Genomic DNA, 23,984 nt, shown 5'->3' with positions numbered 1-23,984 from the left:
GTCACAGCTTCTGGATCGGCGCGTGGTTGTGCATCAGCTTGACTCGGCCTGCGCTGCCGAAGTCGATCAGCGACATCGCTGCTTCACCCATCCCGGACACCTCTTCCACGCGACCGAGCCCGTACTTGTCGTGTGTGACGCGATCTCCCGGCTCCAGGCTGATGACGGGCCGGTTGCGCGCAGCGGCCGTCCTCCCCGGCGCAGGCCGAGGCGTGCCGGCGAAGCGACCCGCCCCGCTCACGGGCACACCGAAGGACGATTGCGGGGCCTCCACGCGCCGCCAGTCGATCAGCTCCTGCGGAATCTCGCGCAGGAAGCGGGATTCCGGGTTGAGCATCGGCTGTCCCCAGGACGACCGCACCTTCGCCCGGCTGAGGTACAGGCGCTGCCGGGCGCGGGTGATGCCGACGTAGGCGAGCCGCCGCTCCTCGGACAACTCGAGCGGATCGCCCAGGGCGCGCATGTGCGGGAACATGCCGTCCTCCCACCCCGTCACGAACACCATGGGGAACTCCAACCCCTTGGCGGTGTGCAGGGTCATCATGGTGACGACGCCCGAACCGCTGTCGGGTATTCCGTCGGCATCGGCGACGAGTGACACGCGCTCCAGGAACTGCGCTAGCACACCGGTGTCCGGGATGTCCTCGTCCACCGATTCGCCGTCCTGGTCGCGAAGGGCCGCGGCGTTGGCCAGGTCGATGCTGAATTCGTGTGCGACGCTCACTAATTCGTTGAGGTTGTCCAGACGCGCCAAATCCTGCGGATCACTTGACGATTCGAGCTCGCGGCGATATCCAGTGCGTTCGAGAACGGCCTCCACGAGCTCGCCCAGCTCATCACCCAGCATGCCGCGCAACTCGTCGAGCAACGCCACGAAGCCGGCGATCGCCTTCTCCGAGCGCGTGTTCAGCATCGGGACCCGGCCCTCCGCGGCGGCCTGCAGGCTGTCGTTGAAGGAGGCGCCGGTGTTCTCGGCGTACACCGCGACGCACGCTTCGGCTCGGTCGCCGATGCCGCGGCGGGGCGTGTTCAAGATGCGGCGCATGCTCACCGCGTCGCCGGGATTGTCCAGTACGCGCAGGTACGCGACGATGTCGCGAATCTCCTTGCGCTCGTAGAACCTAACCCCCCCGACCACCTTGTACGGGATACCTGCCCTGATGAAGACGTCTTCGACGGCCCGGGAAGAGTTGTTGGTCCGGTAGAAGACCGCGACGTCGTTGTAGGTGATGTCTCCGCGATCGGCGAGGGCGTCGATCTCCTCGGCGATGAAGCGGGCCTCGTCGTGTTCGTTGTCCGCGACGTAGCCGACGATCAGCTCACCTTCGCCGGCATCGGTCCACAGCCGCTTCTCGCGTCGGCCCGTATTGCGGGAGATGACGGCGTTGGCCGCAGACAGGATGTTCTGCGTCGAGCGGTAGTTCTGCTCGAGCAGGATGGTCGTGGCGTTCGGGTAGTCCCGCTCGAAGTCCTCGATGTTGCGAATGGTGGCGCCGCGGAACGCGTAGATCGACTGGTCGGCGTCACCGACCACGCACAGTTCGCCGGGCGGGACGTCACCGTCCTCCAGATCGTGACCGACGAGCTCACGCACGAGCATGTACTGCGCATGGTTGGTGTCCTGGTACTCGTCGACCAGGATGTGCCGGAAGCGTCGCCGGTAGTACTGCGCGATCTGCGGGAAGGCTTGCAGCACGGCCACCGTCTCGCCGATCAGGTCGTCGAAGTCCAACGCGTTGGCCCCGCGCAGCCGACGCTGATACTCACCGAAGGCCTCGGCGACGATGCGAGCCAGGTCGTCCTCACCCTCGGCCGCCTCGAATGCCGCCTTGTCGGGATCGATGAGCTCGTTCTTGAGGTTGGAGATCGAATTGGCCAGCAGCCGCGGCGAATACCGCTTGGTGTCGAGGCCCATGTCCTTGGCGATCATCATCAGCAGACGCCGCGAGTCATCGGCGTCGTAGATGGAGAAGTTCGAGTTGAGGCCGGGCAGCAGCGACGCCTGGTTGCGCAGAATCCGCACGCACGTGGAGTGGAACGTCGACACCCACATAGAACGGGCCCGCGGCCCGATCAGGTTGACCACCCGCTCGCGCATCTCCGCGGCGGCCTTGTTGGTGAACGTAATGGCCAGCACCTGGCCGACGCCGACGTCGCGGGCGGCCAGCAGGTAGGCGATGCGGCGCGTCAGCACCGCCGTCTTGCCCGACCCCGCGCCCGCAACGATCAGCAGCGGGGAGCCCTCGTGCAGCACCGCCTTGCGCTGCTGGGGGTTGAGCCCGTCCAGAAGGTCGGCGTGGAGTTGATCCGTCGCGGTCGCTAGTACTTCTTGAGTCATGACGAACCTAAACTTACCGCTGACCAGAGACACTTTGCGCCGACGTGGCCCTTGGTGGCACACTCGATCCGTGCTCGATCAGCAGGGACGATTTCGTTACGGATACCGGCCGCCGGTGTCCGTGGTCTAGCTGCTTTCCCCAGAGCCCCGCGGTCCGCTTCCGGATCCGGGGCTCTCTGTCGTTGTGAGGCCTGAATTCGGATGAGACCAGATCACCCACACGACGAGGATGCGGAGTCACCAATGAGTATCGAAACCGAGCAGACGCCTGACATCGACGACCTGCGCCTGGAGATCGACCGGCTCGACGCCGAGATCCTGGCCGCCGTCCAGCGCCGCGCCGAGGTATCCCAGATCATCGGCAAGGCCAGGATGGCCTCTGGCGGCACCCGCCTGGTGCACAGCCGCGAAATGAAGGTCATCGAGCGCTACAGCGCGCTCGGCCCCGAGGGCAAGGACCTCGCAATGATCCTGCTTCGCCTGGGCCGCGGGCGCCTCGGGCACTAGCCGGTCCGCGGTTGGCCGCGCCCCTGCCGGCGATCACATGGACGCGCTCAAAAGGCGCTTGGTTCATATGACATCAAGATCATCGCTGAACTCGCAATAGTGCGTTGCCGCAGAAAGCGATTTCGCCGGCTATTGCCTGTTAGTCTCACGCGGTGGATTTATCGCGCCGCGCTCGGGACATCGTGCGCCACACCGGCGTCGAGGTATCGCGTTACCATTCAGAACTCGTCTGGAAACGCAATTTCATGAGTCAACTCACTTCGAGTCGGATAAACGTCATCTTCGATGTCGGTGCCAACTGTGGCCAATACGGCGCCGGCCTTCGCGCCGCGGGATACAGGGGTCGCATTGTCTCTTTCGAGCCGCTGCCGGAACCGTTTTCGGTGTTGGAGCGCAAGACATCTGGCGATCCACTGTGGGACAGTCGACGCTGCGCACTAGGCGACTCCGATGGCACGATCTCAATCAACGTTGCAGGCAACTCGGGTGAGAGCAGCTCAGCATTGCCAATGCTGCAGAGTCATCAGGATGCCTGTCCGGCAGCAAATTATATTGGTAGCGAAGTCGTCCCAATGCACCGACTTGATTCGGTCGCAGCGGAGTTTCTCGGACCGACCGATGTCGCTTTCTTGAAGGTAGATGTTCAGGGGTTCGAGAAACAGGTGCTAGCCGGCGGCAGTTCGACGGTGAGAAATTGCTGTGTCGGCATTCAACTCGAATTGTCGTTTCTGCCGCTGTACGAAGGGGGCATGCTCATCCGCGAAGCACTCGACATCGCGTACTCGTTGGGCTTCACGCTGACCGGACTATCGCCCTGCTTCGTGGACGTACCTAGCGGTCGGACACTCCAAGCCGACGGCACCTTCTTCCGCGCAGGATAATGACCCGGATGCCCGCAGCGCCGTTGTTCTCGATCATCGTTCCGACACTCAACGTTGCGGCGACCCTGCGTGCGTGCCTCGACAGTATTGGTTCGCAGAGCTGCCGCGACTTCGAGTTGCTGATGATCGACGGCGGCTCATCGGACGCGACCCTCGACATCGCAAACTCATATGTGGCCGCCTTCGATGGGCGCCTCGTCATCCACTCCGAATCTGACGAGGGCGCCTACGACGCCATGAACAACGGCGTTGCGAAGGCAAGGGGGGCGTGGACCTTCTTCCTGGGAGGCGACGACACCCTGTACGCACCGGAGACCTTGGCCAAAGTCGCCGATCTCATGGGCGAACTGGGCTCGGGCGTAGACCTCCTGTACGGCGACGTGATCCTACGATCGAACTCATCGCGCTACGCCGGCGTCTTCGACCTCGACCGCCTGCAGTTTCATCAGAACATCTGCCACCAAGCGATCTTCTACCGACGTGAATTGTTCGCGACGATCGGTCCCTTCAACCTGCGGTACCCGATCTGGGCCGATTGGGATTTCAACATCCGCTGCTTCTCCAACCCGGCGCTCTCAATCCGCTACATGGACCTCGTCATCGCGAACTTCAACGACGTGACCGGGCTCAGCCAGGTGGCCGACGAGGAATTCAAGAAGCGGCTGCCGATCTACTTCTGGGCCCCGCACATGGCGGTGTTTCGGCAACGGCTCGCACACTGGAGAAGAACACGACGAGCGTGACCCTGGTTCGCTTCTAGGTTGCAGTGACCTCGAACGTTCAGTTCGTCAGCGCGATGTACTTCGTGTCGAGATACTCCTCGATGCCCTCGGATCCGCCCTCGCGACCGAACCCGGATTCCTTGACGCCGCCGAACGGGGCAGCGGGGTCGGAGATGACGCCGCGGTTGACCCCGACCATGCCCGCCTGGATCGCCTCGGCCACCCTCAGCGCCCGGTCCAGACCCTGGGTGTAGATGTACGCCGCCAGGCCGTACTCGGTGTCGTTGGCCGCGGCGATGCCCTCGTCCTCGGTGTCGAACCCGATGACGGGCGCGACGGGCCCGAAGACCTCCTCCTTGAAGATGCGGGCCGACGCGGGGACGTCGTCGAGCACGGTCGCCGGGTAGAAGTGACCGGGCCCGTCCGGCGCGACGCCACCGACCGCGACGGTCGCGCCCTTGGCGACCGCGTCGGACACCAGGTCCTCGACGGTGGCGACCTGCTTGGCGTTCACCAGCGGGCCCAGCGTCGAGGTGTCGTCGAGGCCGTTGCCGAGCTTGAACTCGCTCATCCGCTTGACCAGTTTCTCGGTGAACTCCGCGCGCACGGCGTTGGCCACGTGGAACCGGTTCGACGCCGTGCACGCTTCGCCGCCGTTGCGCATCTTCGCCAACAGGGCGCCGTCGACCGCGGCGTCCACGTCGGCGTCGTCGAAGACGATGAACGGCGCGTTGCCGCCCAGTTCGAGCGACAGCCGAAGCAGCTTGTCGGAGCTCTGCTTGGCCAGCGCCTTGCCCACTCCCGTCGACCCCGTGAACGTCAGCTTGCGCAGCCGCCCGTCGTCGATGAGCGCCGTGGTCAGGTCACCGGGCTTGCTGGTGGGCAGGATGGACAACACGCCCTTGGGCAGGCCCGCTTCGTCCATCAGCTTGGCCAGCAGCAGCATGGTCAGCGGCGTCTCCTGGGCGGGCTTGATGATCATCGTGCAGCCGGCCGCCATCGCGGGGCCGATCTTGCGGGTTCCCATCGCCAACGGGAAGTTCCACGGCGTGATGGCCAGGCACGGGCCGACAGCCGACTTCGTGACGATGATGCGGCCGGTTCCCGCTGGGCTCTTGGTGTAGCGGCCGCCGATGCGCACCGCCTCCTCGGCGAACCACCGGAAGAATTCGGCGCCGTACTTGACCTCGCCCATGCTCTCGGCGAGAACCTTGCCCATCTCGAGGGTCATCAGCGTCGCGAATTCCTCGGCGCGGGCGGTGATCGCCTCGAACACCGACCGCAGGATCTCACCGCGCTCGCGTGGCGGCGTGGCGGCCCACTCGCCCTGTACGGCGGCGGCGGCGTCCAGCGCGGCAATGCCGTCCTCGGGCGTCGCGTCGGAGATGGCGATCAACACGTCGTCGGTCGCGGGGTTGAGCACGTCGAAGGTCGACGAACCCTCGCGCTCTTCACCACCGATCCACAATCCGGTGGGGACGGATGACAGGAGCTTCTCGATGTCCATACGTCCATCATTTACACCTTCGAAAGCGCCGCCGCACTAGGGTCGAGATATGTCTTCCCCAGCCGCCCAGATTCCTGACATCACCGCCACTCCGGCGTGGAACGCATTGCTCCGCCACCATCAGGAAATCGGCGGAAAGCACCTTCGCGAGTTCTTCGACGAGGACCCGTTGCGGGGTCGGGAACTGACGCTGACGGTCGGAGATCTGTACATCGACTACAGCAAGCATCGCGTCACGCGGGAGACGCTGCAGCTGCTCATCGACCTGGCCCGCGCCGCCGATCTGGAGGGCCGCCGCGACGCGATGTTCGCCGGCGAGCACATCAACACCTCGGAGGACCGGGCGGTGCTGCACACGGCGCTGCGGCTGCCCCGAGCCGCCGAGTTGACCGTCGACGGCCAGGACGTCGTCGCGGACGTGCACGAGGTGCTGGACGCGATGGGTGACTTCACCGACCGGCTGCGCAGCGGCGAGTGGACCGGTGCCACCGGTGAGCGCATCACATGCGTCGTCAACATTGGGATCGGCGGCTCGGACTTGGGGCCGGTGATGGTGTATCAGGCCCTGCGCCACTACGCCGACGCGGGCATCACGGCGCGGTTCGTGTCCAACGTCGATCCGGCCGACCTGGTCGCCAAGCTCGACGGACTCGACCCCGCCACGACCCTGTTCATCGTGGCGTCCAAGACGTTCTCGACGTTGGAGACGCTGACCAACGCCACGGCCGCCCGGCGCTGGCTCACCGACGCGCTCGGTGATGAGGCGGTGTCCCAGCACTTCGTCGCGGTCTCGACCAACGAGAAGCTCGTCGACGGGTTCGGCATCGACACAACCAACATGTTCGGCTTCTGGGACTGGGTCGGGGGCCGTTACTCGGTGGACTCCGCGATCGGGCTGTCGGTGATGGCAGTGATCGGCAAGGAGCGGTTCGCCGAGTTCCTGGCCGGTTTCCACGTCGTCGACGAGCACTTCCGCACCACGCCGTTGGAGGCCAATGCGCCTGTGCTGCTTGGCCTCATCGGACTCTGGTACAACGACTTCTTCGACGCCCAGGCGCGCGCCGTGCTGCCCTATTCGAACGATCTCGCCCGGTTCGCGGCCTATCTGCAGCAGTTGACCATGGAGTCCAACGGCAAGTCGGTCCGCCGCGACGGATCTCCGGTCAGTTCAGGAACCGGCGAAATCTATTGGGGCGAGCCAGGAACCAACGGCCAGCACGCGTTCTATCAGCTGTTGCACCAGGGCACCAAGTTGATTCCTGCGGACTTCATCGGGTTCTCCCAGCCCACCGACGACCTGCCCACCCGCGACGGCACCGGCAGCATGCACGACCTGCTGATGAGCAACTTCTTCGCCCAGACCAAGGTGCTGGCGTTCGGCAAGACCGCGGAGGAGATAGCGGGCGAGGGCACGGATGCGTCCGTGGTTCCGCACAAGGTGATGCCCGGCAACCGGCCCAGCACGTCGATTCTCGCGACGAAGCTGACACCGTCGGTGGTGGGTCAGCTGATCGCCCTCTACGAACATCAGGTCTTCACCGAGGGCGTGATCTGGGGTATCGACTCCTTCGACCAGTGGGGCGTGGAACTCGGTAAGACGCAGGCGAATTCGCTACTTCCGGTGCTCACAGACGATGCCGCGCCCGCCGAGCAGTCCGACAGCTCGACCGACGCGCTGGTGCGCCACTATCGCGAGGAGCGGGGCCGCAGCGCCTGACCCCCCTTGCGATTTCGGCGCGCAAACCGTCGCTCAGCGAACGTTTTCGCGCCGAAATCGCTCGGTCACGCAAAGTATTTGGTGAACCGCGGCGGCAGCACCTTCATCACCTCGACTAGCGGCCACCACGGCCACCCTGGCACGACGGCGCGTCCCTTCTCCTTTTCGATCGCGTCGACCATCGCCTTGACGCCGGTCTCGTTGTCGACCATGAGCGTCGTGGTGTTCGACTTCGCCGTCATCTCCGACTCGATGTATCCCGGCTCGAGCACCGTGATCCTGATGGGCCCCGACGACGGGTACTCCGCCCGCAGAGACTCACCGAGTGACGTCAGTCCCGCCTTGCTCGCGGCGTAAGCGGCCTTGACCCCGGGCACTCCCTTGTTGCCGAGCACCGACGACACTAGGACCAAGTGTCCAGCGCCCGCCGCGGTGAACATCTCCAGTGCCGTCTCGATCTGCACCAGGGCCGACACCAGGTTCGTCTCGATGGTGGCCTTGTTGGCCCACAGCTTGCCGCCGCCCAGCTTGTGACCCTTGCCGATACCCGCGTTGACGATGACGCAGTCGATGCCGCCCAGTACGTCGCTCAGCTCGGCGAACACCTTGGGCACGGCCTCGTGGTCGTTCACGTCGAGCGCGGCGACCGCCACCGTGATGCCGGGATACCGGGCGGTCAGCTCGGCCTGCAGCTCCTCGAGGTTGTCGGTGCGGCGGGCGCACAGCGCGAGGTCGCGCCCCTTCGCGGCGAACTGGCGGGCCATTCCGGCGCCGAGGCCCGAGCTGGCACCGGTGATGAGGATCTTCTGGCGGGTCATGCCGGCAGCCTAACCAGCGCACCGCACCTAGCGCCAAGCACGGCACCGTCCACGCCGAGCAGAATTGCCGAAACTACTTGAGCAGCTTCGACATTCGCCGGTCAGCCAAGATCTTGCCGCCGGTCTGACACGTCGGGCAGTACTGGAATGACTTGTCGACGAAGGAGATCTCTCGCACGGTATCGCCGCACACCGGGCACGGGAGGCCGGTCCGCGCATGTACCCGCAGTCCAGAACGCTTCTCGCCCTTGAGGGTTGCGGCGCCCTGACCGACGGACCGCGAAACCGCGTCGGTGAGCACGGACGTCATCGCGTCATGCAGATCGGTCAGCTGCGCGTCGCTCAGCTTGCTCGCGGTCGCGAACGGCGACATCTTCGCGACGTGCAGGACCTCATCGCTGTAGGCGTTGCCGATTCCCGCGATCGTGCGCTGGTCGGTGATGACGGTCTTGATGCGGCCGCCGTTGCCCTTGAGCACCGCAGCCAGGTCCTCGGCGCCCAGCGACAGTGCGTCTGGGCCGAGGCTCGCAATTTGTGGCACCTTCATCGGGTCGTCGACGAGCCACACGGCGAGCCGCTTCTGGGTGCCGGCCTCGGTGAGATCGAAGCCCGGAGCCGCCCCGGCGGCGACTTCAGGCCCGGGCCCGTCGCCCGGCTTGCCCAGGTGCACGCGTAAGGCGATGGGACTCTTGCCCCCCGGCCGCAGCGGGACCGCCGATAGCTTGTCCGACCACCGCAGCCATCCCGCCCTGGACAAGTGGGTGATCAGATGCAGCCCACCGGCTTCCAGCCCCAGGTACTTTCCCCACCGGTTGGCGCCCGTCACCTGCTGGCCGTGGAGTGCGGTGGGCGGCGGATCGAACGTCTTCAGGACGGACAGCGCGGCGACGTCGACGCGTCCCACCGTCAAACCCACGGCGTGACGGCGGAGATGGTCGGCAAGGGCTTCGACCTCGGGCAGTTCCGGCACGCTTCCAGGCTAGAGCAGATTCTCCAACCCCGATGGGCAGGTCGGTGACGCGCTTGCCCGTCGCATTGAACACGGCGTTCGCGATGGCAGCGGGCACGCCCGCGGCGCGTTGACCAGCACCAGGCACCGACGGAGGTTCGGCGGTCAAGCTTGGGAGTCGCTCTGCCGAGCCGAACTCAGTCCGGAACCACCAGCGACAGCAGCCAACTCACGATCGACAGCACGATGGCCGCCCAGATGGCTGTCCACCAGAAGTCGTCGATGTACAGACCCCAGTGCGTGGTGTGCTCGGTGATCCACGACGTGATCCACAACATCAACGCGTTGATGACGACGTGGATCAAGCCGAGGGTGAGGACGTACAGCGGGATCGAGATGAGCTGAACGATCGGTTTGATGATCGCGTTGACGACACCGAAGATCAGGGCCACGACGAAGATGATCCCGACCCGCGCCACGGTGGTGTCACCGCCGACGAATTCAATGCCCGAGACGACCTTGGTGACGACCCACAGCGCCAAGCCGGTGAGCCCGGCGCGCAACAGAAACTGGGTCACGCGGCGATCCTGCCATGCCCGCGGTCAACGGTCATCACGGTCGCAACAAATAGGTGTCCATTATCCAGCCGTGACGCTGCCTCGCGTCGGCCCGGGTCGCGGCGATCCGCTCTCCCACCTCGCCGACCGTGCCGTCGGCGAGGATCTCGTCGGGGGTGCCGAGATAGGCGCCCCACCAGATGCGGGTCTCCGGCGGACAGCCGAGGAAGGCGCAGTCACCGTCGAGCATCACCACCGACGCACCCGACAGACCCCGTTCGCGCAGCCGTCTGCCCGTGGTGATGAGCACCGGCTCGCCAACCTCGTTGAGCGGTATCCGGTGCCGGGCCGTGAGCGCCTGAATCGCGGTGACGCCGGGAATGACGTCGTAGGTGAACTCGACGTGCTGGGCGACCATGTCGAGGATGCGCAACGTGCTGTCGTAGAGCGACGGGTCACCCCAGGCGAGGAACGCGCCCACGCCGTCGTCGGCCAGCTCGTCGAGCAGGCCCTGCGCCCACCTCCCGGCCCTTGCCTCGTGCCAGTCGGCGACGCGCTTCTCGTAGTCCCCCGTCTGCGCCCGCTGCGGGTCGGCCAGCTCCACGAAGCGATAGCCGGGTTCGCGGATGAAGCGCTGACAGATCTCTCGGCGCAACGTCACCAGGTCGTCCTTGGTCTCGCCCTTGTCCATGACGAAGAAGACGTCGACGTCGTTGAGCGCCTCGATGGCTTGGACGGTCACGTAGCCGGGATCGCCGGCGCCGATACCGATGACGTGGACGTGGCGCGTCACGGAACCATCAGTATCCGGTACCGGGGGTATTGACATCTCGAGCAAAGCCTCATTAGGTTTCCCACCATATCGACGCACTACGTCAGCCGATCGGATGTCAACGATGACACTCTCTCCCGAAGCCGTCCGTCGCAACGCTGCCCCGAGCCGGGAGGAATTCTCCGAGCGCCTGCTCCGCGGATCAGTCAGGAAGTCCTACGAACCCGTCGTCGACATCGACTGGGACGCGCCGCTGGATCCCGACAAGTTCTTCCTGCCGCCGAAATCGGTCTCGCTGTATGGAACGCCGTTGTGGGACGGGATGACCCGAGCGCAGCAGATCGAACTGTCCCGGCAAGAACTCGTGAACACCCTGTCGGCGGGCATCTGGTTCGAGAACATCCTCAACCAGGCGCTGCTACGCGATCTGATGCACGCCGACCCCACCTCCAACGCAACTCACTACGCGTTGACGGAGATGGGCGACGAGACCCGCCACATGGTGATGTTCGGCAAGGCGATTGCCAAGCTGGGTGCCAAGCCGGTGCGACCCCGCCGATCCCAGCGAATGATCATCAACGGCCTCCCACTGGCGTTCAAGGGATCACTGCTGTGGGTCGCCGCGCTGGTCGGCGAGGAGATCTTCGACTCGTTGCAGCGCAACATGATGGACGACCCGGACCTGCAGCCAATGGTGCAGCGGCTCATGCGCATTCACGTCACGGAGGAAGCCAGGCACATCCAGTTCGCGCGGGACGGGGCGCGGAAGCGGGTCGCCGAGATGCCGTGGCTCAACCGGATGTGGGTGGCGAACCTCAACGGGGTCGGCGGCCTGTTCTTCCGGCACCTGTTCACCAACCCGGTGCAGTACCGTCGCGCAGGTCTCGATGCCCGCGAGGCTCGTCGCGTGGCACGCCTCAGTGCGCACCGTCGAGACGTCCAGGCGCTCGGGTTCGCGCCGCTGGCCGCCTTCCTCACCGAGGTCGGGTTGATGGGCCCGGTCGCGCGCCGACTCTGGACCCGGACGCACTTCCTTCCGGCTGACTCGTCGGCGCCGCCCGACGACGATGGCGCCGACCAGGCCGAGGATGCCTACGACGGTCCCGCGATGATGCGCGTCGGCGAGACCGACTGCTCGGTGCGGGTCCGGCTCATCGGACACCTCGACCCCATCGACGGTCGATACCATTGGCAGGGAACGGTTTACGGCGCGGTGCCCGATGACGTGCTGCAACGCCCCAGGGTGACGCTGGCGGTGGCTGGCCGCAGCGTGGCGGCGCGCATCACCGAGCGCACCCCTCAGGGCATCTACGGGGTGGTCGGCGTGGGCACGCCGCCGTTCGGGTGACGGTGCCCCCGGAAAGCCCCGGCCAGTAGCACCACCGCGAACACCGCCCCGACGCCACCGGAGATCAACAGCGGCACGGAACCGTCGGCGCCCCAGGCGAAACCGGCCCACAGCCCGGCCGCCAGCACGGCGAACCCGGTCGCGCCCTGGAACACTCCTTGGGCGCTGGACTGCACGTCCGAACCCACCAGCGAGGAGATCCACGCCTTGCCGACCCCGTCGGTGCATCCGGTGAACAGGCCGTACGCCGCGATCAGCAGCCACGCGGCGACGTGATCGTCGGTCAGCCCGAGCCCGACGTAACCGATCGCGAAGAACACCAGGCCGATGCCGAACACCGCAGCCCGGGGGATCCGGTCGGCGAGCAGACCCGCCGGATAGCTCGACAGGGCATAGACCGCGTTGTAGCCGACGTAGGCGAGGATGACCTCGGGGACCGAGAAGCCGATCTCGTTGAGCCGCAACAAGAGCAAGGCGTCGGGAAAGTTCACGACCGCGAACGCCACCAGGAGCGCGGTCACCCGCCAGTACCCGCCGGGCAGCTCCCGCACCCGGGCGAACATCCCGGTCCGCACGGCCGTGACGACGCGCCGCGGCTCCCGTACGAAGAACACCAGCGCGACGCTGAGCACGGCGGGGATCACCGCCACCCACAGCAGCGGCGCGATCTGCTGGTCGAGGAGCTCGTAACCGGCCAGCCCGAGCAACGGGCCGACCACCGCGCCGAGGGTGTCCATCGCCCGGTGGAACCCGAACACGCGGCCGCGAGCGGAGGTGTCGACGTCGACCACGAGCAGGGCGTCGCGCGGCGCGCCGCGGACGCCCTTGCCGAGGCGATCCACCACCCGGCCGGCGAGCACGCCGGGCCACGCAGCGAACGCCGCCACCATCACCTTGCCGAGCGCGGCCATGCCGTATCCGGTGGCGATCAACGGGCGCCGGGCGAACCGGTCACCCAGCGGCCCCGACGCCAGCTTCGTCAGCGCCGCCGCACCCTCGGCAGCGCCCTCGATCGCGCCCACCACCGACGGCGGCGCACCGAGTACGGCCGTCAGGTAGATCGGCAGCAGCGGATAGAGCAGTTCGCTGGCGGCGTCCTGCAGGAACGAGACCGCCGACAGCACGCGCACGTTGCGGGTCAGCCATGGTCTTCGCACCCGAGACATCATGCCCCTACCGTTCAACTCCGCAGAATTAGAACGTGTTCTAGTATTTGATCATGCGGTTTACCTATGCGGAAGCCATGACCGATCCCAAGTACCTGATCCCCTTGGCGAAGGCCGCCGACGAGGCCGGCTATCACGCGATGACCATCCCCGACAGCGTCGCGTACCCCGAGGTGTCGGACTCGAAGTATCCGTACACCGAGGACGGCAATCGCGAATTCCTCGACGGCAAGCCCTTCGTCGAGTCGTTCGCTCTGATCGGTGCGCTGTCCGCCGTGACGACGAAACTGCACTTCAACATCTTCGTGCTCAAGCTGCCGATCCGCCCGCCCGCCCTGGTGGCCAAGCAAGCCGGGTCACTGGCCGCGATGTTCGACAACCGCCTCGGCCTCGGCGTTGGCACCAGCCCGTGGCCGGAGGACTACGAGATCATGGGCGTGCCGTACGCCAAGCGCGGGAAGCGGATGGACGAGTGCATCGACGTCATCCGCGGCCTCACCTCCGGCGACTACTTTGAGTATCACGGCGAGTTCTACGACTTTCCGGCGTTCAAGATGACGCCTGCGCCGACGAAGCCGGTGCCGATCCTGATCGGAGGGCACGCCGACGCCGCGCTGCGCCGGGCCGCGCGCAACGACGGTTGGATGCACGGCGGCGGAGACCCTGCGGAACTCGACCCGCTGCTGGCCAAGCTGCAGAAGTACCGTGACGAAGAAGAGCGGATCGGGTTGGCCGACGAGTTCGCGATCCACGTCATCTCGATCGACGGCTTCACCCTCGACGGTGTCAAGCGACTCGAGGACAAGGGCGTCACCGACGTCATCGTCGGGTTCCGCATCCCCTACATCATGGGCGCCGACACCGAGCCGCTCGACGACAAGATCCGCAACCTGGAGTGGTTCGCCGAGAACGTCATCGCGAAGGCCGGTTAGGTTCCCGCCACCAGCGCGTCGACGGCACGGGCGCTGAGCACCTCGTCGAGCACCATGACCGCGCCACCGACGGTGCCGGACTGGCTGCCGTGCGCCGCGGACACCACCTCCAGGGTGCGGGTGGCCTGAGCAGTCGCGTTGCCGTACAACGTCTCTCGTAGTCCGGCCACGAAGATCTCGTAGGCTCCCGCCATGTCGCCCGCCACGACGACGACGGCGGGGTTCAAGAGGTTCACCGCAGCGGCCAGCACCTCGCCGACGTATCGGCCGCTGTCGCGGATCATGCGTCGCGCTTCGGCATCTCCGCCGTGGGCGATCTCGACGACGTCGCGCAGGTTGCGCACCGAGCGCCCCTGCTGCTGGAGCGCGTGCACGATCGACCAGCCACCAGCTATTGCCTCGACGCACCCGGTGTCACCGCACCGGCACGGAAGTCCTTGCGCTGCAGCGATCTTGTTGTGCCCGAACTCGCCGGCGGCCTGCGCGGCACCCCGCTGCAGCACCCCACCCGCGACGATGCCCGCACCAAGGCCACTCGACGCCTTGATGACGAGCACGTCGTCATGGCCATGACTCTCGACGATGGCGATCGCGTTGGAGTCGTTGTCCAGAATCACCGGCACGCCCGAGAGTCGTTGCAGCTCCTCGAAGTACGGCCGCAGTGCCACGCCGTCCCAGCCGCGGAGGATCGGCGAATCCCGACTGCAACCGCGGTCGCGGTCCACCGTGCCGGGCAAGCTCAGCCCGACGCCGTACACCGGGACGTCCGGGTGCTCCTGCAGCATCACGTCGAGCCGCTTCACGACGTCGGGCATGAGGTCGTCGGGCCCGAGCGCAACCTCCTGGTCGATGTCGGTGATCGACAGCACGTCACCGGCCAGGTTGCAGACGGCCAGCCGGGTCCGGCTGATGCCCACCGCGACTGACAGCACCACGCCCGCGGCGGCGTCGAACGACAGCAGCGTGGGCGGGCGGCCGCCGGTCGATGGCGCCTGCTCGCGCTCCGAGATCAGGCCGAGGGCGACCAGCGCCGCGATTCGCGAGGCGACGGCCGTCCGCGAGAGCCCGGTGAGGTGGGCGATCTCCGAGCGGGTTATGTCGCGACGATCCCTGATCAGTGCGAAGACGTCGCCGACGGTATCCCTCCCGTCGCTTCGCTCGCCCCTGATGGCCATGAGTCGATTCAACCCGAAGAACGTAACCCACGCCACTTTTGTGTCTCGAAAGACATAAGTTGGTTTGATGGAAGGCGTAAGTGCGGCTACCGTTGGCTCCGTGACCAGATCACTGGAACGACCCTCAGTCCCGCTCTCCGTCGTGTCACCGCCGCCGGCGGTGCGATGGCTCGCGGTGTTCGCGCTGGCCGTCGGCAGCTTCGCCATCGGCACCACCGAGTTCGTGGCCATGGGCCTGCTGCCCGACATCGCATCGAGCCTGAACATCACCGAGCCGATCGCCGGACACGTCATCTCCGCCTATGCACTCGGCGTCGTGATCGGTGCCCCGGTCATCGCGTCCCTCACTGCGCGGATGCCCCGCAAGACACTGTTGCTCGGATTGATCGCGGTCTTCACGCTCGGCAACCTGGCCAGCGTGCTCGCCCCGAGCTACGAAACCCTGATGGCCGCGCGCTTCGTCTCGGGCATCCCGCACGGTGCCTTCTTCGGCGTCGCCGCCCTAGTGGCCGCCCACCTGATGGGCCCGAAGAACCGTGCCAAGGCCGTCGCCCACGTCATGACCGGGCTGACCGTCGCGACTGTCCTCGGCGTACCGCTCGCCTCCCTCCTCGGCCAGCTATTCGGCTGGCGCAGCGCGTTCGGGCTGGTCGTCGTCATCGGCGCGATCACGCTGGCGGCCCTCTGGAACTGGCTGCCCGAGCTGCATTTGATGCACGTCACCAGCCCGCTGACCGAACTGAGCGCGCTCCGTCGCCCCCAGGTGTGGTTGGCCCTGCTGATCGGCATGGTCGGGTTCGGTGGCATGTTCGCCGTCTACACCTATGTCGCGACCACGCTGACCGACGTCTCCGGACTGTCCCGCGGACTCGTCCCGGTAGGGCTGATGATGTTCGGCCTCGGCATGGTGGTCGGCAACCTGGTCGGCGGCAAGATTGCGGACATTTCGGTGATCAAGGGCCTCTACGCCTCGATCACCGCCCTCGGCGTCGTGCTCGCACTGTTCGTCTGGGCCGTCCACAACCCGTGGACCGCACTTCTCGGACTGTTCCTCATCGGTGCCTCGGGTTCGGCGATCGGACCCGCCCTGCAGACCCGGCTGATGGACGTCGCCCACGGCGCCCAGACGCTGGCCGCGGCTCTCAACCACTCATCCCTCAACATCGCCAACGCAGCAGGCGCGTGGATCGGCGGCCTGGTGATCGCCGCGGGCTACGGCTATACCGCGCCCGCAGCCGCCGGCGCCCTACTCGCCGCCGCCGGACTGGTGGTTCTGACCATCTCGGTCGCGCTACAACGCTGGACGGAGCGCCCTCGTGCCCACTAATCATCGCTGGCAGATCAGCCTGCACGTTCTCGGCCTGCACCTGGATTTCTCCTGGCGGCCCGGGAAGCGACTGACGGCCTAGTCCTTCATCGCCAGCTCCCCGCGGTTGTGTCAAGATCAACCCATGAACGCACGCCACCTGCTCAGAGCGGCGGCTGCGGCCGCGGTGAGCGCCCTCGCGCTCCTGGTCTCCCCCGCCGGACTTCCGACCTCGTCGGCCGCACCGTGCCCAGACGTCGAGGTAATCTTCGCCCGCGGCACCTTCGCCCCGCCGGGGCTCGGCGGCATCGGACAGGACTTCGTCGACGCCGTGCGCACGAAGGTCGGCGACAAGTCCCTCGGGGTCTACCCCGTGGTCTATCCGGCGAGCACCAACTTCCCGACCGCCGTGGACGGCATCCGCGATGCCGCCAATCACATCGAGAGCATGGCGGCGAACTGCCCCAAGACCAAGCTGGTACTCGGCGGCTACTCGCAGGGCGCCGCGGTGATGGGTTTCGTCACCGCCAACGCGGTGCCCGGTGGAGTGGACCCGGCTGACGTACCCAAGCCGATGCCCACCCAGGTAGCCAACCACGTCGCGGCGGTAGCCCTGCTCGGGACGCCGGACCCGCAGTTCATGCAGTTGATCGGACAGCCACCGGTCACGGTGGGCCCGCTCTACGCGAGCAAGGCCATCCAGCTGTGTGCACCGGGTGATCCCATCTGTTCCGACGGTGACAACGGTTCGGCCCATTCGAGCTACACGAACATCGGCCTGACCGACCAGGCGGCGGCGTTCGTCGCGAGCAAGGTGTAGCCGCCGGCAAAGTGGTCGCGAAGTGCGACGACGTACCCTGAGCCGTCATGAACATCAGCGTTGCCGCGTTCGAGGTCGCGGATCCGGCCGACGGCTGGACGCGGGCGGGGTTCGCCGTCGGCGCAGGTGCTACGTGTCGGGTCGGCGGTGTCGACATCCGGCTGGTCGGACGTGGACGCGGCAGCGGAATCCTCGGCTGGTCGCTGCGCGGGCTGCCCCCGAACGTCCGCGATCTGGACGGCGTGCCGACGACCGACCCGGTGGGCGTCCCTGCGCCGGCGGTCACCCATCCGAACGGCGTCGTCGCCATCGACCACGTCGTGCTGCTGTCCCCCGACCTCGGCCGAACGCTCGAGGCGCTCGCCACCGTCGGCGGGGAACCGCGGCGGGAGCGGGCCGGCGAACTCGGCGGACGATCGATTCGCCAGATCTTCTACCGGTTCGGGGAGGTGATCGTGGAGGTCGTGGGCTCGCCGAACTCGGCGGACGAGGGTCCCTCCACACTGTGGGGTATCACGTACACGGTCGTGGACATCGATGCCACGGCCTCGTTCTTCGGTGATCATGCGGCGCCGGTCAAGGACGCGGTGCAGCCCGGTCGGAGGATCACGACGCTGCGGCATCGCGAGCTCGGCATGTCGGTCCGCACGGCGATGATCTCGGCACCTATCCTCGGCGAGTGATCGACATTCAGGACGCGGTGGTGATCCACACCGACGGCGGCTGCCGACCCAACCCGGGCCCGGGCGGCTGGGGCGCAGTGTTACGCCACCGTCAGCACGTCCGTGAGATGTGCGGCGGCGAGCCCGGGGAGACCAGCAACAACCGGATGGAGCTGACCGCGCCAATCATGGCGCTGGAGGCGCTCAAGCGACCCATGCTCGTGCACCTGCACACCGACAGCACCTACGTCCGGAACGGCATCACCAAGTGGGTCCTCGGCTGGGAACGCAACGGCTGGTTGACTGCCGCGAAGCAGCCGGTGAAGAACGTCGACCTGTGGCAACGACTCCAATTAGCCTGTGCGCGACACGAAGTCGAGTGGTTCTGGGTGAAGGGACACTCGGGTGTCACCGACAACGAGTTGGCTGACGTCCTGGCGACCCGGGGGATGGCGGAGGCCATCGGCCTACTCCCACACGACCTCACCCGGTGACTTGTCCGGTCGCATACCGCGCCAACTCGGCTGCCGGAGCCTGCCGTCGGACGTCCGCTCGCTGTAGCGCACCTCGCCCACCAACGTCGGTTCGACGTACGTCACCCCCTTGGCGTCGGGACCGGCAAGCCGGGTAGTGAACGGTGAGCGCTCGGTGTGCAGCGGTGCGAGAGTCGTCTTCAGCGTCGCCAGGTCCTTGTCGGTGAAGCCGGTACCGACCCGGCCCGCGAACGTCAGTCCGTCACCCTCGGGTACCCCAATGAGCAGGGCGCCGATGCCGCTGGTGCGTCCGCCCTCCCCCGCCCGCCAGCCGCCGATGACGACTTCCTGTGTCCGCCAAAGCTTGTCCTTGATCCACGACTGCGAACGCCGCCCGGGTTGATAGGTGGAGTCCCGCTTCTTGGCGACCACGCCCTCCCACCGACGCTCACGCGCGTAGTCGATCGCCGCGGGTCCGTCCCCGGGCAGTTGCTCGGGCACGATCAGGCCGCCGCCCTGCGCCAACGCCTCGAGCAGCTTTCGCCGGTCGGAGTACTTGGCGCGCAACAGCGGGCGCCCATCGAGCGCCACGATGTCGAAGGCCCAGAACTCGATTCGCGTCGACCGTGCCCGGTTCTGCATCAAACCGAAGTTCGGCACGCCGGACTCATCGAGCGCCACGACCTCGCCGTCGAGGATGACGTGGTGGTCGGCCAGATCCGCTGCGAGCGCTTGCAGTTGGGGGTACTCGTGGGTGACGTCGCGGCCGCTGCGAGTGCGTAGACGTAGCTCGCCGTGGTCGGCGTCGACCAGCAGTCGGTAGCCGTCCCACTTGCCCTCGAACGCCCAGACGATCGGCGACAACTTCACCACCGAACCGTGCGTGGCGAGCATGGGCGCTAGGTCGGTGTCGCCGACGACGGGTTGCTCCTTCATCCGGTGTGCGAGCCAGTTCTTCCCGCCGGTCTGGATCAACGCGTAGCGCCCGGACACCTTGCTGCCGTGCAGCGTGACGATCACCTCGCCACCCTTCTCCGGACCGTCGGGCGGGTTGTCGCGGAACTTCTCGGCCTCGTAGGTCCCCGTGTCCCAGACGATCACCTCGCCACCGCCGTACTCCCCCTTGGGAATCGAGCCCTCGAACGTGGCGTACTCGAGCGGGTGGTCCTCGGTGTGCACTGCCAGGTGGTTGACCGACGTCGTCTCTGGCAGATTCTTCGGCACCGCCCACGACACCAGCACGCCGTTGCGCTCGAGCCGGAAGTCGTAGTGCAGGCGTCGCGCGTGGTGCTCCTGGATCACGAACGTGTCGTCGTTGCCCGCGGTCGGTCGCTGCTGCTGCACCGGTTCGCGGGTCTTGGCGGCATCGCGCATGCTGCGGTAGGTCGTGAGTCTGTCTGGGAGCGCGAGGTTCTCGTCGAGGCCGTCGAGCAGATCGCCGTCGGCCTCGACCCGTCGCAGCACTTCGTCGAAGCGTAGATGCCGTAGGTCGGGGTCCTCGATCTCCTCCCACATACGGGGGGCGGCCACCGTCGGGTGGTCGCGGCCTCGCATCGAATACGGTGCGATGGTGGTCTTGGCGGCGCTGTTCTGGCTCCAGTCGACGAATACCTTTCCTGCCCGCAGGCTCTTCGTCATCGTCGCGGTGACCTGCTTCGGCATGGTCTTCTCGAGCTGCAGGGCTATCCGCTTGGCGAGCACGGAAGCACCCTGAGAACTCACCGGATCGGCCAGCGGGACGTAGAGGTGCAAACCCTTGCTACCGCTGGTCAGCGGGTAGGTCGTCAGGCCGATGTCGGTGATCAGGTCCCGCACCTCGTGGGCGACCTCGCACAGCTGGCGGAACGTGACGTCCTCGCCGGGGTCCAGATCGAACACGATGCGCGTTGCCGGACCGGGCTCGTGGTCTACGAACCGCCACTGCGGTACGTGCACCTCGAGCGAGGCCTGCTGCGCGAGCCAGGCCAGTCCCTCCCGCGTGTCGATGACCGGGTAGGTGGTGGTGCCGGACTTGTGGGTGACCGATCCGCGCTGCAGCCAGTCGGGAGCCGAGGACGCCAACTGCTTCTCGAAGAAGTCCGGCTGGCCGACGCCGTTGGGCCACCGCTTCCGGGTCACGGGCCGGCCGGCGATGTGCGGCACCATCGCGTCGGCGATCGCGACGTAATACTCGAACACCTCGGCCTTGGTGGTGCCCGTCGCCGGGTACAGCACTTTGTCGGGGTTGGTCAGTTTGACCCGGTCGCAACGCTCCACCATTCCAGTATCGGCGGAGTACCGTTCGATGCGTGGGAAGACTCGTCGCCGCAGCACTGTTGGCGGGCGTCGCCGCGCTCGGCGCCGCCATCCCGGCAGGTGCGGACCCCGCCGATCTCGTGCCCTTCTGCTCTGGTGACCAGACGCCGATGGACTCGAACTGCCGGGAGGCTCCGTCGCAGATCTTCACCCGCGAAGACTCCGGCCTCAGCCCCAGCCTTCCGATGGGCATCGACCCGGCCAACGAACCCGTGATCTAAGCCGCGTTGGGCTCGGGCCCGCCGGGTTGATCGCGGGCGTCTGCCGCTTGCTCATCCGGGAAATCGTCGGGTGGCCGGTGGAGCCGCTCGGGGCGGTGATAGTCGTTGACCCGAGCCTGGCCCGTGTCCAGCCGCGCCGGCGGGATCCATTCGACGTCGTTCTCGACATTGATGCGGGTCGTCCAGCCCCCGGGACCAACCGAGCGGTTGTCGCGTCCGCAGGCGAGACCCAGTTCGTCGACATTGGTCTGCCCAGCGTCGGCCCAGTCGCGGGCCGCGTGGTGGACCTGGCTTCCGTAGGCGGGCACGGTGCAGCCAGGTTTGGTGCAGCCCCCGTCGCGCGCGATGAGCATGATCCGTTGGGCGGGTGAGGCTATGCGCCGGGCGCGGAAGAGGTTCAAGGCCGATCCGGTGGCCCGGTCGAACACCGCAAGATAGTGGTTGGCGTGCGAAGCCAGCCGAATGACGTCGTTGATCGGCATCACAGTGCCGCCGCCGGTGACACCGACCCCGGCGCGACTCTCCAAGTCTTGCAGGGTGGTTCGGATGATGATCGACGTCGGCAACCCATTGTGCTGACCGAGTTCACCGCTCTCCAGCACGCTGCGCCCGACCGCCACCAGTGCATCGTGTTGACGCTGGGCCAGGCTGCGGTGGTCGGCGTCGATCTGGTCCTGGGTCGGAGTTCCCGACACGCATGGATGCGCATCGTCGGGATTGCACGTCCCGGGTGCCGCAAACTTGGCGAAGATGGCCTCGTAGATGGCCCACGCCTCGGGAGTGAGGCTGGCCTTGATCTGAATCATCCCGTCGGACTGCTGGGGTGCCTTCGTGACGCCGCGGCGGCGCGCACGTTCGGCGTCGTCCGGCACGGGGCCGTCCTGGTCGAGCATGAAGATGGTTCGGTCGGCGTTGTCCTTGAGTTCCTTCGGCCCGACCCCGGTCGCCGTCCGCACCAGATCGGCTTCGATCTGCTCGCGAGTCGCGGTGTCGACCGCGGGTGGGATGCGATCCATCGCGTCCCTCAGGATTCGCACGTGTTCGCGGTTGATCAGTCCGTGCGACTGAGCGATGGCCGTGCACGGCAGCACCGGATCCATCGACGTACCGCTAAGCCCTTGGCGCGGAGCCAATTCACCGGCTTCCTCGAGACGACGACCGGCTTCGCTCGCCGAGATTCGCCACCGGACGGCCAGCACGTCGCGCCAGGACTTGGCGCCCATCGCCCTCGGCGTGGTCTCGACCTGCAGGCGCGCCAACAGACGGTGACTCTGAACGGGCAGTTGACACGTGAGCGTTTCGAGTTCGTCGAGGACTCCAATCAACTCGACATCGGTGAGCGCATCGGCGGGCAGTGCCGCCATGGCGTCGTACGCGGCACGCAGTTCGGCTACCGCCGCCTGCAGCTGACCCGCACTCATGATTCGAACATACGTTCGATTCTTAAGAACTCTCTGACGCATTTCCGAAGAATTCACTAAGACCGTAGATCCATTGCAGCACAACGGAATTAGATGTCAGTCATCGTCCATCGACAGCACCGCGAACGGCGCGGTCGGCACCTCGGCCACGGCCATCTGCGCCGCGGAGTCAGTCGGCATGACGTCACCGGCCAATGCCGCCAGCGCCCTGTTGGTGCCGACGTCGCGACCGGCCCTCTCGCTCAGCAGCCAGCGCACCTCGAGGAGGTCGCAATACGCTTGGATCGCAGTTCCCTTGTAACCCAGTGCTTCCAGCGCCAACTGCTCGTACGGGGTGAGCACCTCCATGACCCACAGGCGTGCGGCGGTCGACTCGTCGACGTCGTCACCCGTTTCCCGGCACAGCTGCCCCTGGTAGGCGTGGATGTCGCCGAGCAGGATCGCCGCCTGCCCCTCTCCGACGTCCAGACCGGTCAACTCCTGGAGACGTTGCGCGTGATAACGACGGTCACCGACGGCGACGCGGACCCGCAGCCGACTCGGATCCCCGCTGTCCGGCTGCAGGGAGAGCTCGTCGACGGCGAACCCGAGCTCGTTCAGCCGTCGGATGGTCCCCTCGATGCGGTAGCGGTCGTCGAAGCCGAACACCGGCTCGGCGTGCAACAGGTCCCACAGCGAGTCGTAGCGGACGCGGACCTGTTCGGCCTCGGCGATCAACGTCTCGTGGGACTCCTCGGGCAGACCCACGCGCTCGGCGAGGTCCACCAAACCCTCCGCCACGTTCTCCACCAGGATGTCGAGGTCGTAGCCGCGCTGCCCGCGACTCAGGGAGGGGTGCACCTCGGAGGTCTCGGCATCCACCAGCCAGGCCTGCAGCAGCTGGCCGTCGCGCGAGAACAAGGTGTTCGCCAGCGAACAGTCACCCCAGAACACGCCGTGGCGGTGCAATTCGACCAGCAGACCGGCCATCGCGTCCAGCAGTCGCGCCCGGTGCTTGGTCTGATCGGGCGGGAGTCGCATGAAGAGCCGGCGGTACTGCCACGACCCCTCGAGGTAACGGGTGACGAGGATGGCGGTCTCGAACTCCGGCTGCAGCACCAGGCCCGCCGGGTGCACGGCGGGCAACCCCATGTCCTCCAGCCGTCGCAGGACGTCGTACTCCTTGACCGCGATGCGCGGCGGCATGTCCTTGACCGCCCACAGGTGGCCGTCGACGTCGACGAACTTGACCAGGTGACGGCTCGCGCCCACGGCGATGTCGCGCAGCGGGACGTCGGGCACCACCCACTCGGAAAGTGGTCGATCCCATGGCAACCCGAGCAGGCCGGGAGTCGGTGCCCGGAGCCGCAACTCATACATTCCCCGGTCGCTCCGCTCCTGCCCGCCGGAGCGGGGTC

22 protein-coding genes are annotated in these 23,984 nt (G+C 66.6%); 11 read left to right on the top strand and 11 right to left on the bottom strand.

What is annotated here, in order from left to right; genetic code table 11:
- Position 1: 1 nt before the first annotated feature.
- A complete protein-coding gene (locus QUE68_RS05055; protein WP_284232853.1) occupies positions 2–2,338 on the bottom strand; it encodes a UvrD-helicase domain-containing protein in 2,337 nt (778 codons plus the stop codon).
- Positions 2,339–2,539: 201 nt separating this feature from the next.
- On the opposite strand from QUE68_RS05055, the gene QUE68_RS05050 reads away from it, so the two are divergent.
- From QUE68_RS05050 to QUE68_RS05040, 3 genes are all read left to right on the top strand, one after another.
- A complete protein-coding gene (locus QUE68_RS05050; RefSeq protein WP_284232851.1) occupies positions 2,540–2,845 on the top strand; it encodes a chorismate mutase in 306 nt (101 codons plus the stop codon).
- Between the two features lie 152 nt (positions 2,846–2,997).
- A complete protein-coding gene (locus QUE68_RS05045; protein ID WP_284232849.1) occupies positions 2,998–3,726 on the top strand; it encodes an FkbM family methyltransferase in 729 nt (242 codons plus the stop codon).
- Positions 3,727–3,734: 8 nt separating this feature from the next.
- Positions 3,735–4,469 (top strand): glycosyltransferase family 2 protein, encoded by a 735-nt coding sequence (locus QUE68_RS05040; protein WP_284232847.1) that lies wholly within the window; start codon positions 3,735–3,737, stop codon positions 4,467–4,469.
- A gap of 37 nt (positions 4,470–4,506) precedes the next feature.
- Here the strand turns inward: QUE68_RS05040 and QUE68_RS05035 are convergent, their stop codons facing one another.
- The gene (locus tag QUE68_RS05035) at positions 4,507–5,955 is read right to left on the bottom strand and encodes an NAD-dependent succinate-semialdehyde dehydrogenase (protein WP_284224887.1); all 1,449 of its coding nucleotides are present in this window, start codon (positions 5,953–5,955) and stop codon (positions 4,507–4,509) included.
- 49 nt (positions 5,956–6,004) lie between these two features.
- Here QUE68_RS05035 and pgi point away from each other — a divergent pair, with 49 nt between their 5' ends.
- Positions 6,005–7,672: a glucose-6-phosphate isomerase gene (gene pgi, locus QUE68_RS05030; RefSeq protein ID WP_284224886.1), complete on the top strand. Its 1,668-nt coding sequence runs from the start codon at positions 6,005–6,007 to the stop codon at positions 7,670–7,672.
- 65 nt (positions 7,673–7,737) lie between these two features.
- Here the strand turns inward: pgi and QUE68_RS05025 are convergent, their stop codons facing one another.
- The 4 genes from QUE68_RS05025 to cobF all read right to left on the bottom strand — a co-directional run bounded on the left by QUE68_RS05025 (position 7,738) and on the right by cobF (position 10,789).
- Complete coding sequence (locus QUE68_RS05025; protein ID WP_284224885.1) at positions 7,738–8,490, bottom strand: SDR family oxidoreductase; 753 nt, start codon at positions 8,488–8,490, stop codon at positions 7,738–7,740.
- 73 nt (positions 8,491–8,563) lie between these two features.
- Positions 8,564–9,460, bottom strand: coding sequence for an Fpg/Nei family DNA glycosylase (locus QUE68_RS05020; RefSeq protein WP_284224884.1), 897 nt, complete (start codon positions 9,458–9,460; stop codon positions 8,564–8,566).
- Positions 9,461–9,636: 176 nt separating this feature from the next.
- Positions 9,637–10,017, bottom strand: coding sequence for a phage holin family protein (locus QUE68_RS05015; protein WP_284224882.1), 381 nt, complete (start codon positions 10,015–10,017; stop codon positions 9,637–9,639).
- A 34-nt stretch (positions 10,018–10,051) separates the two neighbouring features.
- Entirely contained in the window at positions 10,052–10,789 is a 738-nt protein-coding gene (gene cobF, locus QUE68_RS05010; protein WP_284224881.1) for a precorrin-6A synthase (deacetylating), read from the bottom strand.
- A gap of 103 nt (positions 10,790–10,892) precedes the next feature.
- On the opposite strand from cobF, the gene QUE68_RS05005 reads away from it, so the two are divergent.
- Positions 10,893–12,116, top strand: a complete 1,224-nt coding sequence (locus QUE68_RS05005) for a diiron oxygenase (RefSeq protein ID WP_284224880.1) — start codon at positions 10,893–10,895, stop codon at positions 12,114–12,116.
- On the opposite strand, the gene QUE68_RS05000 is transcribed toward QUE68_RS05005, so the two are convergent.
- Complete coding sequence (locus tag QUE68_RS05000; protein ID WP_286275744.1) at positions 12,077–13,282, bottom strand: MFS transporter; 1,206 nt, start codon at positions 13,280–13,282, stop codon at positions 12,077–12,079. The two genes, QUE68_RS05005 and QUE68_RS05000, sit on opposite strands and share 40 nt — an antisense overlap.
- A 53-nt stretch (positions 13,283–13,335) precedes the next feature.
- Between QUE68_RS05000 and QUE68_RS04995 the strand changes: the two genes are divergently transcribed.
- A complete protein-coding gene (locus QUE68_RS04995; RefSeq protein WP_284224879.1) occupies positions 13,336–14,214 on the top strand; it encodes an LLM class flavin-dependent oxidoreductase in 879 nt (292 codons plus the stop codon).
- Here the strand turns inward: QUE68_RS04995 and QUE68_RS04990 are convergent.
- The gene (locus QUE68_RS04990) at positions 14,211–15,389 is read right to left on the bottom strand and encodes an ROK family transcriptional regulator (RefSeq protein WP_284224878.1); all 1,179 of its coding nucleotides are present in this window, start codon (positions 15,387–15,389) and stop codon (positions 14,211–14,213) included. The genes QUE68_RS04995 and QUE68_RS04990 overlap by 4 nt on opposite strands.
- A gap of 100 nt (positions 15,390–15,489) precedes the next feature.
- Between QUE68_RS04990 and QUE68_RS04985 the strand changes: the two genes are divergently transcribed.
- From QUE68_RS04985 to rnhA, 4 genes are all read left to right on the top strand, one after another.
- The gene (locus QUE68_RS04985) at positions 15,490–16,716 is read left to right on the top strand and encodes an MFS transporter (protein ID WP_284224877.1); all 1,227 of its coding nucleotides are present in this window, start codon (positions 15,490–15,492) and stop codon (positions 16,714–16,716) included.
- A 124-nt stretch (positions 16,717–16,840) separates the two neighbouring features.
- A complete protein-coding gene (locus QUE68_RS04980) occupies positions 16,841–17,515 on the top strand; it encodes a cutinase family protein (RefSeq protein ID WP_284224876.1) in 675 nt (224 codons plus the stop codon).
- A 47-nt stretch (positions 17,516–17,562) separates the two neighbouring features.
- Positions 17,563–18,198 carry a VOC family protein gene (locus QUE68_RS04975; protein WP_284232845.1) on the top strand — a complete coding sequence of 212 codons (636 nt, stop codon included), beginning with the start codon at positions 17,563–17,565 and terminating at the stop codon, positions 18,196–18,198.
- Positions 18,199–18,203: 5 nt separating this feature from the next.
- Entirely contained in the window at positions 18,204–18,671 is a 468-nt protein-coding gene (gene rnhA, locus QUE68_RS04970; protein WP_284230684.1) for a ribonuclease HI, read from the top strand.
- On the opposite strand, the gene QUE68_RS04965 is transcribed toward rnhA, so the two are convergent.
- Positions 18,645–20,909 carry an ATP-dependent DNA ligase gene (locus tag QUE68_RS04965; protein WP_286275221.1) on the bottom strand — a complete coding sequence of 755 codons (2,265 nt, stop codon included), beginning with the start codon at positions 20,907–20,909 and terminating at the stop codon, positions 18,645–18,647. The genes rnhA and QUE68_RS04965 overlap by 27 nt on opposite strands.
- Positions 20,910–20,938: 29 nt before the next feature.
- On the opposite strand from QUE68_RS04965, the gene QUE68_RS04960 reads away from it, so the two are divergent.
- On the top strand, positions 20,939–21,166 hold the full coding sequence (locus tag QUE68_RS04960; protein WP_284224873.1) for a hypothetical protein: 228 nt from the start codon (positions 20,939–20,941) through the stop codon (positions 21,164–21,166).
- Here QUE68_RS04960 and QUE68_RS04955 read toward each other — a convergent pair.
- Positions 21,163–22,587, bottom strand: a complete 1,425-nt coding sequence (locus tag QUE68_RS04955) for an HNH endonuclease signature motif containing protein (RefSeq protein ID WP_286275220.1) — start codon at positions 22,585–22,587, stop codon at positions 21,163–21,165. The genes QUE68_RS04960 and QUE68_RS04955 overlap by 4 nt on opposite strands.
- Before the next feature lie 96 nt (positions 22,588–22,683).
- Positions 22,684–23,946 carry a DUF4032 domain-containing protein gene (locus QUE68_RS04950; RefSeq protein WP_286275219.1) on the bottom strand — a complete coding sequence of 421 codons (1,263 nt, stop codon included), beginning with the start codon at positions 23,944–23,946 and terminating at the stop codon, positions 22,684–22,686.
- Between the last annotated feature and the right edge of the window lie 38 nt (positions 23,947–23,984).

It is taken from the genome of Mycolicibacterium sp. TUM20985 (assembly GCF_030295745.1).
Taxonomy (GTDB): domain Bacteria; phylum Actinomycetota; class Actinomycetes; order Mycobacteriales; family Mycobacteriaceae; genus Mycobacterium.
The sequence above is the reverse complement of the archived record's forward strand: the minus strand, read 5'-3'. Positions and strand labels throughout refer to the sequence as shown.

Excerpts from the sequence above, each read along its gene's own strand:
- QUE68_RS05055 (WP_284232853.1), bottom strand. The coding sequence starts at position 2,338 with ATGACTCAAGAAGTACTAGCGACCGCGACGGATCAACTCCACGCCGAC.
- QUE68_RS05050 (WP_284232851.1), top strand. The coding sequence starts at position 2,540 with ATGAGACCAGATCACCCACACGACGAGGATGCGGAGTCACCAATGAGT.
- QUE68_RS05040 (WP_284232847.1), top strand. The coding sequence starts at position 3,735 with ATGCCCGCAGCGCCGTTGTTCTCGATCATCGTTCCGACACTCAACGTT.
- QUE68_RS05035 (WP_284224887.1), bottom strand. The coding sequence starts at position 5,955 with ATGGACATCGAGAAGCTCCTGTCATCCGTCCCCACCGGATTGTGGATC.
- pgi (WP_284224886.1), top strand. The coding sequence starts at position 6,005 with ATGTCTTCCCCAGCCGCCCAGATTCCTGACATCACCGCCACTCCGGCG.
- QUE68_RS05025 (WP_284224885.1), bottom strand. The coding sequence starts at position 8,490 with ATGACCCGCCAGAAGATCCTCATCACCGGTGCCAGCTCGGGCCTCGGC.
- QUE68_RS05005 (WP_284224880.1), top strand. The coding sequence starts at position 10,893 with ATGACACTCTCTCCCGAAGCCGTCCGTCGCAACGCTGCCCCGAGCCGG.
- QUE68_RS05000 (WP_286275744.1), bottom strand. The coding sequence starts at position 13,282 with ATGTCTCGGGTGCGAAGACCATGGCTGACCCGCAACGTGCGCGTGCTG.
- QUE68_RS04995 (WP_284224879.1), top strand. The coding sequence starts at position 13,336 with ATGCGGTTTACCTATGCGGAAGCCATGACCGATCCCAAGTACCTGATC.
- QUE68_RS04990 (WP_284224878.1), bottom strand. The coding sequence starts at position 15,389 with ATGGCCATCAGGGGCGAGCGAAGCGACGGGAGGGATACCGTCGGCGAC.
- QUE68_RS04980 (WP_284224876.1), top strand. The coding sequence starts at position 16,841 with ATGAACGCACGCCACCTGCTCAGAGCGGCGGCTGCGGCCGCGGTGAGC.
- QUE68_RS04975 (WP_284232845.1), top strand. The coding sequence starts at position 17,563 with ATGAACATCAGCGTTGCCGCGTTCGAGGTCGCGGATCCGGCCGACGGC.
- QUE68_RS04965 (WP_286275221.1), bottom strand. The coding sequence starts at position 20,909 with ATGGTGGAGCGTTGCGACCGGGTCAAACTGACCAACCCCGACAAAGTG.
- QUE68_RS04955 (WP_286275220.1), bottom strand. The coding sequence starts at position 22,587 with ATGAGTGCGGGTCAGCTGCAGGCGGCGGTAGCCGAACTGCGTGCCGCG.
- QUE68_RS04950 (WP_286275219.1), bottom strand. The coding sequence starts at position 23,946 with ATGTATGAGTTGCGGCTCCGGGCACCGACTCCCGGCCTGCTCGGGTTG.